Here is a 15,746-nt window from a genome sequence, read left to right as displayed (position 1 = left end):
TTGCTTAGTGTAATTGTCGACGAGCTGTTTTTATTTTGCCATTCAGTTAATAAACCAATTTTTTAGGAGCTGTTTACTGGAATATTTCTCAAAGTATAAGTTTGCCCGTAAATCCATAGCAGAGGAGTGTGATTGAGAGGCTCCGAAATGGATCTAAATTAACAGTAAAAATGCAAAAATGAAAGATTGAAAATATCAATAGCCTAACCTCAGGGAAAGAGATCATTGAAATACCTTAATCAAGAATATAATACCTCAACAAACGAGACTTATAGAACGCTTCCTAAACTATAGATCTCAAAAAAATGAATTCCGAATCCTCGTTCAAATATTTTATCTTAAATTTATAATACCGTTGTACTTAACACTGGAATGTGCCTAAAGAAGAAAATAATGAATTATTTTGGTTATTAATTAATAATCACTAAATTAGCAATCAATCTCATATTGTGAATAAAGGACTCTAATTACATATAGGCTTAAATAAGTTTGTCTAAAACTTTACATTATCCTGATATACAAGTTTTAAATAAGAAATTCCGTTAAAATTAAAATAGCTTACGATATAATAACGTAGTAACTTATACTGGAATTATGCATCCAACAGTGAATTTTCCATGTAATATTATGGTTTAATAAAGAGGGCTCAACACGCTATAATATAATAACATCATTCTATTTAAAAATGCCTTGATTTTGAACATCAGAGGTATGCAGTTTTGAGGACCATGAGAAAAACTACAGGGAGGTTTGTTTGATTTTACAATAATTATAAAAAAATATAGGCCCCCAAATAATAGGTATAGGATAAGCAAAGACATAAAAGGTGTTCCCATCAGTCTTGAAAGTTTAAATGATGGGTAATCTATTACAATAAATAGTCGTCCCTTAAAAAGCACATTTCAGCGCAATCCTCTCCATTGGGAGTGTTTCGCTGATTTTGTTTATTAGGTACAAAAGAAGCTTCATGGCTCTTTTGAAGTTATATGCCGCTGCAGCTAACATTACATTGATAGCATCCCCGAAGAGCCCTTTGTAAAAGTTACGTCCCAAGCGATAATCTGATTTTAAATGTCCGATAGTTGGTTCTATTCCTGCACGCTTGCAGAAAAGTCGATGCTTCTTTTTACGTTGATAATAACTGTCTTTAGCTTTTGGAGTGTCAGGAATCAATATCTGCGTACCGTTTATTTCTTTTTTTCCACGGTAACCTCTATCTCCGGCCAGTTTCTTAATCCTTTCTCCCGTGAGTCTCTTCACCTGATCGAGGCTTTGCTCTATGGTATGTCCGTCGTACTCATTACGGAAAGAAGAGGCTCCCAAAATCACTCCCGTCATGGAGCGTATAATCGAGACTTTGTTTCCAAACTCATATTTTTTGTGCTCCTTACCTTTACTGATGCATTGAACATCCGGTTCATGAAGAGAATAAATCTTTTGAGTGGAATTACGCCGTTGCGAAAGAATCCTTTCAAAGAGGGAAATGAGTTTGTCGTACTCCCTGTTACTACCTAGGTTTCGTTTAAGTTCCCGAACCAAACGTCCCGCTATTGTTCGTAACCGTTTATCCGCTTTAAGAGCTTTCTTACGGTTCTTGGGATGGTTGCGAAAACGTTGATCCCGATAAATTCTTTTCAATACGAAAGTATAGCTTTGACGAATGGGTAGATTGAGAGCCCTTGCGATTTTGAGAACCTTGCCTACTATCTTCTTATGCAACTTGGCATCTGTAGGATAGGTCACATTCTTTTCCTGCACGGTGGAGTCTATAAAAGCGGTATCGTGGTGATCCTTATCATTTTTGTCATCATTCACACGAATACTTTCTGCAAGAATAAGCTCTATCCCTCTTTCGCCGATACGTTTGCGGAAGTGAACCAGTTCCGAGGCATTGCAGGGAAAGGAAGGTGTAAACTCCTGCATGCCACAAAAATATTGAAAATAAGCGTTCTCACTCCATTGTTCTACAACAGATTCATCTGAAATATTGCGCAAATGCTTGAGAATTAAAAGACCACACATTAAACGAATAGGCTTACCTGGACGACCATTGTCAGGGCAATACAAGGAAGAAAAAGCCTCTTCGAACCTTTTCCAATCGATTTTATGGGAAAGTTTATACAGAGGATGTTGCTGGTTGAGCAAATCGTCCAGCGAAGAGAACAGAGATTGAACTGTTTGAGTAGGGCGTATCATAAAAAAATCTGCAAGTTTCTATATCCAAAGATACAAAAACTTGCAGATTTATCAAAGAATAGAAGAGTGCAATTTGCTGTATATCAGAAAATAAACACGATTTTAAGGGGCGACTAAATAACAATGAACAACTAAAAATCAAACTCACTGATTTATTTGGTGAAGGGAAGATCTCAAGCGAGCAGCTCCTAACTCTTAAGGGAGGATATCTGCTTGAAGATGGTTGCCAAAGCTACGTATGCGCAGAAAAAAGAGCTGGAGCAAAAGAGCTTTGTAGTGGAGGTGCTTGGTGTACGAGTGCTGTAGGTCCATAAAATCCAAGGGCGATATAATCCTTTTAAGGATGGGAGTTCCCTTATATGGAGATTAGCCAAGAGAAGTAATTCATTGAAGCAGAATGGCTTCTCTTGGTGTATTTTTTTAATTATTATTCATATGAAATACATACTTAACCACTACTATAAACTTCGAAACGATTCAAAGAGATGCTATATCATTGCTCAAGGTAATGTTAATTATGAATCTTCAATATCTATTAATATAGGATGGGTTTCCGTAATTCATCCTATATATGCGATGATATTATCTGTATTTTCAGCTCCAATTAATCTTGATGAAGCTAATAGAAAAATCTCTCAACTCATCGGTATAGAGGAGAAAGCCATAAGCAATTTTATCAACAATCTAATTTATGCTAAGAACCCGTTGCATTCTAGATTAAAAGAAGGTATCAGTGGCTTTCCTATAGGTCTAATTATCCCTGAAAGTAAAGCCTTTATGTCTCCCCAATCGTATGAACTAAAAAGTTTCATATTTGATGAAGTTGATCTAAAAAGGGACAGACCATTCAACGCTCCATTGTCTATAGTGATTATGCCTACCAATAAATGCTTCACAAAATGTGTATATTGCTATGCGGATACGGAAACTCAATACAAGGAAATGTCGTTTTATCGCATCAAAGAAATCATAGAAGAAGCAGCTGATATTGGGGTGGGAAATCTAATATTAACTGGTGGAGATATTTTCACTTATTATAATTGGAAAGAATTGGTTTCCTTTCTTTGTGAAAAAGGTTATAAGCCCGACTTACTCTCTACTAAGTACCCCCTAAAAAAACCAGATATTGAGACTATCCAAACTCTTGGAATCCGAGTGCAAGTTTCCTTAGATTCACTTGACTCTGATACGCAAAAAAGCATGTTAAAAGTAGAATCTCTGTATTCAGATAAATTAATTAAGTCTATAAGACTGCTGGATGAAATGGGTGTTCATTATCAAATAGCAACTGTATTGACAAATTATAATGATAATATCCCAAATTTAGAATCGCTTAAATTATTCCTAGAAACCCTTAAAAACTTAGAGCGATGGGAAATCAGAGTAGGATTCCGATCTCTGTATTCAAGAGCCAATTTTGACCTCATTAAATCAAAGAGGGATTCAATAACTACTATAGTGGAATGGATTAAGCAAACTAGAGTTAATAGTAGACTCAATATACTTTGGTCTCCTGACCAAGACAGCAAATACAGAACAGAATATCAAGGAAGCCGGTTCTTCAAAGGAGCTAGATGTTCTGCAAATATTTCCAATATGATAGTACTTCCTGATGGCAAAGTTACTATATGTGAACAATTATATTGGCTCCCAGAGTTTATAATAGGAGACTTATCAGAACCTACGACTTCGATCTTTGATGTTTGGAACTCTGCAAGAGCTAAAGAATTATATCATTTTATTCCTAATAAAACTATTAGCAATAGCCCTTGTTCTATATGTGAAATTAGGAGAGACTGCTTCAGCTATGGAAATAGGTGTATTGCAGACATTATCAAAGCCTATGGAAAAAGCGGATGGGATTACCCAGATCCCCGCTGCATATATGCTCCTCAATTCGACCAATCATTATGCCACGACTAAAAACAACAACAAAGCTCTCGGTAATAATTACACTACACAATGAGGGAGATGAACTCAAAAATACGTTCGATAGCCTTTTTAACCATACAGCCAAAGGTGCATTAGAAGTTATTGTTATAGATGATGCTTCAAATGACGGTTATGATTATAAAATAGTATGTAGCTTTTATGATGTTATATATGTTAAAAACCCCATAAGGTTAGGTGTTGCTTCATCACGCAATATTGGCGTAGAGATGGCTTCATGTCTGTATGTTATGCTTCTTGATGCCCATATGAGATTTTATCAAAGTGATTGGTTGTCTCGCCTATTAAAGCATTTAGAGGAAGATTCTAGACGGCTTATTTGCACCCAAACTGTCGTTTTAAGAAAAAATGAAAAGAATCAAATACTTCAACATGATGAGGATCACTTATCTTATGGAGCATACGTCAATTTTATTGAGCTAGATCGTTTGTTTGAGCCTAGATGGTGTTTTTACAAACATCAAGGCATCCTATCTCTAGCCCATCCTTACAAGATTAGACCTCAAGAGATACCCTTACTTTGTATTTTAGGGGCTACATACACTTTCTCTAAGGAGATTTGGCAAAAATTGGGTGGGGTATATGGATTAAGAGAATATGGACTTGACGAGCCTTATTTAAGTATTAAGGCTTGGTTATCTGGAGTAATTCCTGTTATGATTGAGGATGTATATATCGGGCATATATACAGAAATAGAGCACCATATGCTATAAGTAAGCAAAGTCAGCTCTATAATTCTCTATTTTTATCATTGCTTTTCCTGCCATGTCCCTATATTAAAGGATACCTCTCCGCTAAATCTTTTACAGACGAAGATATTTTAGTATCTATTTTATTCGAGTTTTATAACAATTTAGACTGGATAAAAAGAGAACGAAATATTTATCTTAGTAAAGGAGGAAAATCAATAGAGCAGATTATTGATATGAACACACGTGCCTTTCTCATTGAATGCGGACGACAAGATACTGCATCACAGCTCGAGTCTATTACATCAAGAATAATATCTAATTATCACAATATTGGAGAACTAGGTTTGCTTTCAGGGCGTTTGGGGTGTATACTATATCTACTCATTTATGCTAGAGTAAAACAAAGCTCTATTATTCAGCAGATTGCAGAGACATATTCAACCCAGACAATTAAAGAAATTCTAAATATGATAAAATCCAATGAGGTTTTATTGTTTGAAATGGGATGGTTTTTGGTGTATGTTAATACATATCATTTACTAGATATAGATATGGAAAAGTTTATAGAGCTTATTGACGATGTACTATTAAATAATATCTTAAAAGACCAGTTAAGTGACAATATCACCCTAAGAGATGCAATTGGATTATACCTTGAATGCAGACTTTTTATAGAGAAAGAAAAACCCATTTCTCTGGATCTGAGAGGCTATATAGCCCATTTTATTTCAGAGTATCAATCAATTAGAACATTCTTTTTTTATTTAATAAACATTGAAGACTTTATTGAAGTGAAACCATCTTTATTTGATATTTCCTATTTTTACACTCCGTCTCCCCTCGACATAACGAAATACACTTTGGGGCTTGATGGTCTAGCAGGTGTAGGTATATCTGAGCTAAGATTTTTTGAGTATGAAACAATTGGTAATTATAGTAAAAAATTTAGTTATGAACTCTAAGTGCTTATTATTTTTGATTATGTTCTTGACTTCTCTATATTCCGTCTCCGCACAGAATTTGTTCATTACTGGACGACTTAAATCTACAAAGGGAGAGCATATAGGGATTGCACAAATTCCTATCCGTCTCATATCCCTAGACGAAAGCAAAAGAACCGACATTCAGATAACTGACTCGCTCGGAAATTTCAAATTTAGTGTAGTACAAGGTCGGAGCTATGAATTATTTATTGCGACTGTAGCTATTGAGACTATCAAGCTAAATCTGAATCACATTAGAGAAACACTCAATTTAGGAGAAATTATCGTAAAGACAAGGACCTCAATCCTAGAAGAAGTAGTCATTGAGGCTCCTTTCTCAAGCACGACTCATATTGACAAACAAGTCCTCTATCCAACTACTCCGCAACTTAAGGGAGCAAGTAATGCTATTGATGTGTTAGGTAATATGATGATACAGGGTCTATACATAGATCCTTCACAGAATCGTATCAGCACTTCTCGACAAGGGAAACTTTTAGTCCGTATTAATGGGACACCTGCAAGCCAAAAAGATTATCTAAGGATAGCACCCTACCAAATAAAAAGAGTTGAGTATCACGATTTCCCCTCAATGAGGTATGGTGATGCAGAAGCTGTAATAGATATTATCCTTAAAGAGCCTATACACGGAATCGCAGTAACATGGGATTCTCGAAATACCTTCCACACTCTTTGGGGAGATATTTATGGAGACATGTCGTATAACTGGAGGAAATCTGAGTTGGGGGTGAGTGTATCAGGGACAGTACATCAGTATGCCAAAAGTTATTCAGAGGGGAAAGAGTACTATCGGTTCCCGAGTGATAAAATAATAAGCAGAGAAATTAGAGGAATTCCTTCGAGCTTCAAGGAGGATTACGCAACAGTCACATTACATTATAACTATACAGACCTAGACAAAACATTCTTCTTGATGAAGGTCTCATATGATTACTGGAAAGAGAAATCCAATGAAAGGGTGATGATGTTAGAAAGAATGAATGATGTCCAACGACCTATAACACTATCCAATAATCAAGAGCGACGATATAGGGAGCTAAAGCCTTCCTTTGATTTGTATTATCAGAGGTTATTCAACAAAAATATATTTGCCGTAAACATAGTTGGTAACGCCTTTACCTCCTCGTCCTCAAATAAACTGCGAGAGCGTTATGAGGAGCATCTTAGAAATGAAATTTCTACAGCCGTTGACGGAAGTAGATATTCGGTTATTGGGGATGTTTTCTGGCAAACTTCACTCAAGAGTGGCCAGTTGATTACTGGGATTAATTACTCAATGGGAACAAATCGTAATGAACTCACGAATACAACGACCCTCGCTAGAGAAATTGAGCTAAAGAATTATAATACCTACACCTATGCTCAATGGAAGGGAGTATACAATAAGCTCGTCTATAGCCTTGGACTTGGCTACACTCTATATATACAAAAACAGGAGCATACAGCCCTCAATAGATCACATTTTATTACACCACAGCTAAATCTGTCTCTACTCCTAAGCAGAAGTCTTCAGGTTAGGTACTCCGGTAGCGTAAGGGTTCAGAAATTCTCGACAGGGGAGAGTAATATGATAGAGTATCCGGTAAGTAGCTATGTGATACACAGAGGTAACCCAAGCCTTAAACCATATAATCAGTTCATTAATCAGTTGGGCTTTACATACTCACCCAAGCGGTACAAGCTGTCACTCAGCCTTTTTGACTCTTACGCTAGTGGTAGCATTATGGAGAGCTATAAAGGAGAAGGCGATAAAATTATTCGACAACTTATCAATGCCGACAAATATCACCAATTCCATATTAACTTCGGGCTATCAAGCTCTTTACTTGATAGCAAACTTAATGTTGGAGTAGGTTGCGGACTCCGCCTGATGCAAACAAAGTCTCAGACTTACAACCACAAACGAACAGCATTTTCCTATGATACCAGCATTTCATACAATCATAAAAATTTGAAGTATTGGGCTAACTACCGTTCAGACCAAGCAAACCTCAATGGTGAATCTTTTTATAGAGGGAATGGTCTCATTAATATAGGAATAGATTATCGAAAGCACAATTATAAGATTGGACTTGGTTATATGACTAATGCGAGTAGATTCACAAGTAAAAAGGAGTATCTAGCAGATAGCTACAATACCTCAATTCGTAGTTTCAATGATAGTTTCCGAAACACCTTTTATCTCTCGTTATCTATCAGCTTGCACTCAGGTAAGCGATTCGAAGCAAGCGATAGATATATTTACAATTCGGACTCTGATAGTGGAACACTTAAGTAATGGCTATGCAAGCATATAATTCGTTAGGGATGAGCAATAAAGGACAAATGAGAGATATTGTCGAAACATTATGCTTTAGTTCATCTAACATCTCCCCAAAGGTTGAAGAATGTAAATCACAACTACGCAATTTATTACAGACTCCATGTATTTTTCAGAAATTAAATTACGATGATGGTATTATTGGTATCGGCTGTGGAATCTTATTGCTATTCAATGATGGTATTCTAGATAATGATTTTATGCCACTAATTTATGAACTGGATTCTATTGCGATGAAAATAGTTGACAAAAGATTGCTTACTGGAACATCACTTGGAAATGGGATCTGTGGTGTTGGTTATTATCTTTATTTAAGGTGTAAAAATCTAAATATTCAAGACTGTGATAATCTTAAAGAGTTGACCATCGCACAGTATATCATATTCTTTATTGACTGGTTGTCTGAATCAGTAAAAAGCGAGAGAGTGTGTCTCCTTACAGCTCATCATGTTTTCTATTTAATAGAGCGACTCCTTCATATTGGGTTATTAAAGGATGAGCTACATGATCTCAAGCGGTATATTTATCCATATAAGAGAAGAGTTGTTCTAAAATTAAACCGGAAAAATATAGACCCATATCCACGTTAAAATCACATTAATAATATACTCCATGTATACATCAAATATAAAATATATATCTGTATTAATACCTATTAGAGTAGATAGTCAAGAAAGACTATCAAACTTATTGTATGTAATAAAGCACCTCTCTTTTTTCCCTTATATTGATGAGATCCTTATCCTAGAAGCAGACACACATAGTCGCTTATCTATTCCTCTAGGCAAATTATTTAGGCATATTTTTATTTATGACAATGACCCTATATTTCATCGAACAAAGTATATTAATCAGCTAATTGTATCCAGTAAAAATGAAATTTGTGGAATCTGGGACACTGATGTCATCATTCCAAATATTCAGATTCAGAAGGCTACTAAAATATTCAAAGAAGAGGAATGCACACTTGTATATCCCTATACTAAAGGGATTATCTTTTTAGATTCTTCAACATCTAGACATCTAATATCTCAACAAATGACCCAAGATGATCTTTTCAACTACTTATATCTTAAAAAACAATCACTGATACAATTTAGTAGACCATCTTATGGAGGGGCTTTCTTTGTGAGTAAAACTAAATATTTGAGTATAGGAGGAGAAAATCAATATTTTTATGGCTGGGGACCAGAAGATATAGAGCGAGCTAAGCGAACCCTAATCCTAGGGAATCGCATTGAGCGTGTATATGGCAATGCATACCATTTGTATCATCCAAGAGGCATAAATTCGATTTCAGGAATGGATTCTAGAGGGATATTATTAGAAAAAGAATTACTTAAAGTATGTAGTATGTCAAGGACAGCTCTAAAGGAGTATATAGACCATTGGCCATGGAAGACAAAATTCAATTTAATTTAAGAAATAGTTGTTTATATTTCCTCTGTTATTTTACATTGAATAGGCTATGATCTTTATAAAACAGCGAGATGCTATGAATTGTGGAACAGTGAGTTTAGCTATGGTGATTAGTCACTATGGACGACATCCCAGTTTGGAGGCCTTAAGTAAGTTTTGTGACCAAGGAAAAGATGGTGTTTCACTCTTGGGGATTAGTAAGGCTGCAGAAGAGATTGGTTTTAAAACCATGGGAGGACGACTAAACTTCACCTCTCTTGCAAAGGATATAACACAACCTTGCATTGTGCATTGGGATCAAAACCATTTTGTCGTTGTTTATAAGATAAAGAAGCACAAGAAAGGGGAATATACTGTCTATGTGGCCGATCCGGGGAAAGGACTTGTAACCTATACCAAGGAAGAGTTCTGCGAACATTGGGTTAGCACCCAAACCAATGGAGAGGGAAAGGGTATTGCACTGCTTCTGGAACCTACTGAGCAATTTTACCAACAAGAGCATACAGACAATAGTCCAAAGAAAAAGCGTGTTGGATTTCTGTGGAGTTATCTTCGGAAATACAAACGTTTCTTCACCCAACTGATATTGGGCTTGCTACTTGGCTCTCTACTACAACTCATCTTTCCTTTCCTGACACAATCCATTGTTGACACAGGTATTGGAGGCAAGGATATAGGCTTCGTATGGCTTGTCCTTTTGGCTGAGATGATGCTCCTTTTCAGCCGTACGGCCATTGACTTCATACGTTCCAAGATACTTCTGCACATCTCTACTCGTATCAACATCTCGCTCATCTCAGACTTCTTTATCAAGCTGATGAAGCTTCCGATGAAGTTCTTCGATACGAAGCTCATGGGCGATCTCTTGCAACGCATCGAAGACCACCGTAGGGTGGAGCAGTTTCTGACCTCGAGTAGTCTGAGCTTGCTCTTCTCATTCTTTACCTTTATCATCTTTGGCATCGTGCTGGCGGTGTACAATCTCGGTATTTTCTTGGTCTTTCTCGTCGGCACACTCATCTATGCAGGCTGGATAATCCTCTTTTTGAAGAAAAGGCGCACGCTGGATTACAAATACTTCGAGCAAGCAGGGCGCAACCGCAATGTGACCTACCAGCTGATAGGAGGTATGCAGGAAATCAAGCTACAAGGATGCGAGCAGCGCAAACGCTGGGAGTGGGAGGATGTACAAGCCGACCTCTTCAAGGTTAATCTACAATCCCTCAACCTGCAACAAGTACAGCAGGCAGGAAGCATCACCATCAACGAGGTAAAGAATATCCTCATTACCGTGCTGGCCGCCACTGCCGTAATCCACGGAAGTATGACACTGGGTATGATGCTCGCCGTGCAATACATCATCGGACAGCTCAACAATCCTGTGGAGCAACTTATTCAATTCATCTATTCATGGCAGGACGTGAGCATCAGTTTGGATAGGATGAATGAGATCCATACGGAAACCAATGAAGAGAATACCGAGCGGACACGGAATAGCTATACCGGTGAAGCCAATGAGGGACATTCGCTCACGATCAAAGACCTTTCTTTCAAATACGATCTCTATAGTCCTAAGAACGTTCTTTCGGACATCAATCTCTCGATCCCTAACGGTAAGGTAACAGCCATCGTGGGAGCCAGCGGTAGCGGCAAGACTACCCTGATCAAACTCTTGCTCGGCTTCTATGAGCCGATAGCGGGAGCCATCGAAGTGGGCAAAGCCAATCTCAGTGATTATAATCTGGGATGGTGGCGGCATCAGTGCGGAGCGGTTATGCAGGAGGGGTATCTCTTCTCCGACACCATTGCGAGGAACATTGCCATCTCGGATGACGAACCAGACATCGAACGTATCCGCTATGCCGCTCGTGTGGCAAACATAGCCGATTATATAGAAGCGCTGCCACTGGGCTACAATACGATGATCGGGCAGGACGGGCAAGGCGTGAGCCAAGGGCAACGGCAACGCATCCTGATAGCAAGGGTGGTTTACAAGAACCCGATGTTCGTCTTCTTGGACGAAGCCACCAATGCGCTTGATGCCAACAACGAGCGAGCCATTACCGAGAAACTATCGGATTTCTATCAAGGGAAAACAGTGATCGTAGTGGCACATCGCCTCTCCACGGTGCGCCATGCCGATCAGATCGTGGTATTGGACGAGGGCAAGGTCGTAGAAGTGGGTACACATGACGAGCTTACCGCCAAGCGTGGCAAATACTTTGCCCTGGTAAAGAACCAATTAGAACTCGGCAATTGATATGGACAGAGAAGAAAAGAAACAAGAGCGAAGCTTCGAGCTTCGCAGTGAAAAAGTCCGCAGTATCGTGGGGCAAATTCCCTCCTCGCTGGTTCGCTATGGTATCAGCGTGATTGGGGTAGTATTACTTTGCCTCTTCGGGGTAGCCTGTTTCTTGCCTTACAAACAGGTCTATTCCGGCACAGCTATCATAAGAGTATCCGAGCGAGAGCTGGAAACTAATGCTAAAGCAACAAAGCTGTTACTAATATTTGGAGAAAAGCGTCCCAATTCCCAAGTGATAGAAGGGGCTGACTTGATGCTTCAATCTCCCGACGGACATCTTGCAGGAAAACTCATCAAATTATCTGCCGTGCGTGATACGCTGGGTAGGCAGGAAGCTATAATCGGCTTGCCACAGGATAGTCTTATAAAAATGCAAGGACAGACTGTTGACTTTATACTTACACAATATCAGGGGTCTCTGCTGGAGAGTCTCCTCAGCTTCTTGAAGTGATTTGAACTGACTTTTATAGGCTATAATCCAGATGTGGGAAATGGTAAAGTACTACAATCGCTGTCTTATGTATCATCATTGATAAGTCCATTGTTGAGTATAGTTTACACCAAATTATGGACAGTGCCTATGGCTACATCAGTGTAGAAGATATAATAGAGCCTTTTACCGTGCAAAAGGCTCCTTTATGAGACCGTTGCATAGCAGGCAAATTGCTTCGTTGCTTGCGAGATTCGCGCTTGGTCATTTACCTGAAGTAAACTCCCTGTGCACTCTCTCTTAGCGCCTTGCACTTTACCCTCTCTGCCCGGTCAAAGTGTCTTTTGTCGGCTTTGCCTCCAAAATCCACAAGGCTGTTGACTTTTGCAACAGTCTCTTTATGCCTTTCATCATCTACTTTTAGTAAAGTTTATTATCACCAGACGAAACAAATTCATTAGGTTGTAAACCTAATCATATATTCATCATGACTTTTATAGTCTAAAAGCTTTGCAGTATCCATTTTAGAAAGGAAACATTTTATCGTAAAATAAATCTTCATCATTAAATTGCATTAGTAAACCACGTGTTAAACAATCGAATTAACTATAATGATAAAAAATAGGAGGTTGTTGTAGCATTGATTAAGAAGGAATAATATCTAAACCATGATTTTGTATAGATTGGACAAGCCTATCAGATTGACAATAGATTATATCAATTATGAATATAAAAAATAGAATGATTATTTTATGTGTTTGTTGTATCGTAACCTTGTATCAGAATTCTCAAGCACAAAACGCCAGTAAAGACTCTGTCGAACAAGATCTGAAGTTACAGGAATTGGTGATCAAAGCCAAGAAGATCATTGCCAAAGGAGACCACCAATTGCTACACCTATCCAAGGAAAACAGGGAATTCGGTACCAATGCACTTGACGCAGTTTCGTCCCTAAACTATTTTCGAACCAAACTTAATGAGAACGAACTAACTTCGTTTGATCATAAAAATGTGTTCATCCTTATCAATGGTATACCTTCGTCAGCTTTTGATCTGAAGACTTATAAAGGCGAGGATATCAAGAGTGTCGAATACTATCCTGTAGCACCTGCCCGATATATGGCTTTTACCTCAGGTCCCGTTGCCAATATTATCATGAAGAAACATGAAAGCAGATTATACACTGCCTATCTCAATACAAATAATGCTATTAACACAGGCTTTGGGACTAACCAAACAAGTCTCACTTATGCTGACTCGCTCAACCAAATAAAAATAAACCATCTGATTGACTATCGAAATATTGGCGATATCAACCTCGATTCTCACTATGACTATGGCAAAGAACAACAGACTTTTTACCGAGGAAAAGATAACCGATACAAGGGTATCTATCAGTTTGTACAGATGTCATATCAGCGCTTTCAGAAAAAACATCTATTAAATGCCAATATAAAATATTTATGGAATCCTCGCCAACAAAATAACCTTGCGGAGGTGGAAATTATTGACGGGGCAAATCGCATACAGGGGAGTAATGGAAATGAACTGAAAAGCTATTCGCAGTCATGGATAGCAGACTTTTACTACAATTATCTATTGGGTAAGAACCGCTCTGTTGCGTTGAATATGGTGAACACCTGGTCTAAAGCAAACTCAGATCAACACCTATGGCAGCAACTACTCGCACCACATGAGGCAATGAATTACAACCTTGACAACAATATCAAAAACCATACTTATTCTTTTATCTCAGATGCTGTATACTCCTCTAATATCTTAGGAGGTTCATTTAATATGGGTGCCAGATATGAGTACCTGCATTTGCGACAGAATAATGCCGACAAGATCTATCATACAACTTTGCACAAGGGTTATCTCTACTCGGGGATCTATTGGCAATTGAAAAATATTACCATCTACCCGGCTATCGGCATCATCCAATACAAACAGAATACTACGGCTGGGAATAGCAGTGCCACGATTGAACCGAAGTGTGATTTATATTAATTTAATATACAGTTGTTTTGTATCGGTTTTCTCTATATATGATACCGTTAAGGTCCCATTTCTTGTTTGTTTTCTCCCAAATTAATCACAAACTACTACATCTCTTTTATCACTATTTCACGCCACAATAAGAGAGGTTATATCGACATTGATGGTCTAAGATGGGTACGGTTGAAACCACTCCATAATAGTTTGTAGCTATTCTGTTGGATTTATCAAGAAATAGATAAAATCCAGCAACAGGATGAAACTCATTTAACCACCAATATTATACTAAGCGTACTGCATTTTTGAAGATTGTAGAAATTTTGCAGTTGCTGATTGAAAGTAGAATCTCACAATGTCGAAAACATTTTTGCCACGTACATTGCAGTATTAAATAAAAGTATTACCTTTGCATCAGATATGGCCTCCCACGCTTCCCGTAGAACAGCGCACCCGGGGAGGTCTTCGAGTTTTTATATAGTAGCTTCTGATAAAATTGACTGATAAAACAGATTATGCAAAGAAGCCGTTGCCCATCGCCGAGCAAGTTGCGCGGCTAAAACAACGGGGGCTTGTTTTCGATGATGAAAGCGAGGCATCCGCTTATTTGTTCAATATCAGTTACTATCGACTTCGTGCATACACTTATCCATTCCAAGAGGATGGTGAAGATTCTGAACACAACTTTACTCGCAAAGATATTCACTTCAAAGACATAATAGACCTTTATTGTTTTGACCGCAGACTGCGTTCACTTATTTTCAATGCTATTGAAAAGATAGAAGTGGCAGTGCGCACAAAAATCGTACAGGTATATGCCGAAAGCACAGGTGATAGCCATTGGTACGATGATGAAAGTTTGTATCGTTTCGGCTATGATGATTTGATGGAACATATCAATGCTGACGTAAACCGTAGCAACGAAGATTTCATCAAGCATTACCGTTCTAAGTATGACAACCCTCCGATGCCACCAAGTTGGATGGCACTCGAAGTTGTATCGCTTGCCACATTGAGCCGCTTGTTCCAATCCTTAAAGTTAGACTACCGCAAGGAATACATTACAGAGCAATTCGGTTTGAAGAAAGTTGCTATATTAGAGAAATGGCTACACGCCATTTCCAATCTCCGTAATTGTTGCGCTCACCACAGCCGTACTTGGAATCGCCGTTTTATGGTTAGCGTAACATTGCCATACAACACTCTTTGTCCGTTCATGGATCGAACGACAATCGGACAAATACGCACAAACAAATTGTTTGCAGTGCTTTCTTGTATCGCGTATATCCTTGATATTATCAGTCCCGGAAGTGACTTCAAAAAGAATATCAAGGAATTGCTCAAATTCGATTGCCGTCTGCTCGACCTTAAAGATATGGGATTCCCAAAATATTGGCAATCACTTCCTGTTTGGCGAGAGAAATAGCAAACTCT

General features: G+C 38.2%; 10 protein-coding genes. 9 read left to right on the top strand and 1 reads right to left on the bottom strand.

Annotation, left to right across the window (positions count from 1 at the left end; translation table 11 throughout):
• Positions 1–888: 888 nt before the first annotated feature.
• Positions 889–2,196 (bottom strand): IS5 family transposase, encoded by a 1,308-nt coding sequence (locus VYJ22_RS02430; protein WP_329903374.1) that lies wholly within the window; start codon positions 2,194–2,196, stop codon positions 889–891.
• A 435-nt stretch (positions 2,197–2,631) separates the two neighbouring features.
• Here VYJ22_RS02430 and VYJ22_RS02425 point away from each other — a divergent pair, with 435 nt between their 5' ends.
• The 9 genes from VYJ22_RS02425 (at position 2,632) to VYJ22_RS02385 (ending at position 15,738) form a co-directional block, all read left to right on the top strand.
• The gene (locus VYJ22_RS02425) at positions 2,632–4,119 is read left to right on the top strand and encodes a radical SAM/SPASM domain-containing protein (protein WP_329904839.1); all 1,488 of its coding nucleotides are present in this window, start codon (positions 2,632–2,634) and stop codon (positions 4,117–4,119) included.
• Positions 4,107–5,801: a glycosyltransferase family 2 protein gene (locus tag VYJ22_RS02420; protein WP_329904837.1), complete on the top strand. Its 1,695-nt coding sequence runs from the start codon at positions 4,107–4,109 to the stop codon at positions 5,799–5,801. Before VYJ22_RS02425 ends, VYJ22_RS02420 begins: the two co-directional genes overlap by 13 nt.
• Positions 5,791–8,121 (top strand): TonB-dependent receptor, encoded by a 2,331-nt coding sequence (locus VYJ22_RS02415; protein ID WP_329904835.1) that lies wholly within the window; start codon positions 5,791–5,793, stop codon positions 8,119–8,121. The genes VYJ22_RS02420 and VYJ22_RS02415 overlap by 11 nt, the downstream gene beginning before the upstream one ends.
• Positions 8,121–8,753 carry a hypothetical protein gene (locus VYJ22_RS02410; RefSeq protein ID WP_329904834.1) on the top strand — a complete coding sequence of 211 codons (633 nt, stop codon included), beginning with the start codon at positions 8,121–8,123 and terminating at the stop codon, positions 8,751–8,753. Before VYJ22_RS02415 ends, VYJ22_RS02410 begins: the two co-directional genes overlap by 1 nt.
• Before the next feature lie 22 nt (positions 8,754–8,775).
• Positions 8,776–9,585, top strand: coding sequence for a galactosyltransferase-related protein (locus VYJ22_RS02405; protein ID WP_329904833.1), 810 nt, complete (start codon positions 8,776–8,778; stop codon positions 9,583–9,585).
• A 46-nt stretch (positions 9,586–9,631) separates the two neighbouring features.
• On the top strand, positions 9,632–11,842 hold the full coding sequence (locus tag VYJ22_RS02400) for a peptidase domain-containing ABC transporter (RefSeq protein WP_329904832.1): 2,211 nt from the start codon (positions 9,632–9,634) through the stop codon (positions 11,840–11,842).
• A 1-nt stretch (position 11,843) separates the two neighbouring features.
• Positions 11,844–12,338: a hypothetical protein gene (locus VYJ22_RS02395; RefSeq protein ID WP_329904831.1), complete on the top strand. Its 495-nt coding sequence runs from the start codon at positions 11,844–11,846 to the stop codon at positions 12,336–12,338.
• Positions 12,339–13,058: 720 nt separating this feature from the next.
• A complete protein-coding gene (locus tag VYJ22_RS02390; RefSeq protein WP_329904830.1) occupies positions 13,059–14,327 on the top strand; it encodes a hypothetical protein in 1,269 nt (422 codons plus the stop codon).
• A gap of 481 nt (positions 14,328–14,808) precedes the next feature.
• Positions 14,809–15,738: an Abi family protein gene (locus tag VYJ22_RS02385; RefSeq protein ID WP_329904828.1), complete on the top strand. Its 930-nt coding sequence runs from the start codon at positions 14,809–14,811 to the stop codon at positions 15,736–15,738.
• The last annotated feature ends 8 nt before the right edge of the window (positions 15,739–15,746 follow it).

The organism is Porphyromonas pogonae, assembly GCF_036320655.1.
In the GTDB taxonomy this organism is placed as follows: Bacteria; Bacteroidota; Bacteroidia; order Bacteroidales; family Porphyromonadaceae; genus Porphyromonas; species Porphyromonas pogonae.
Note: the sequence above shows the minus strand (reverse complement) of the source record. Positions and strands in the feature narration are given on the sequence as shown.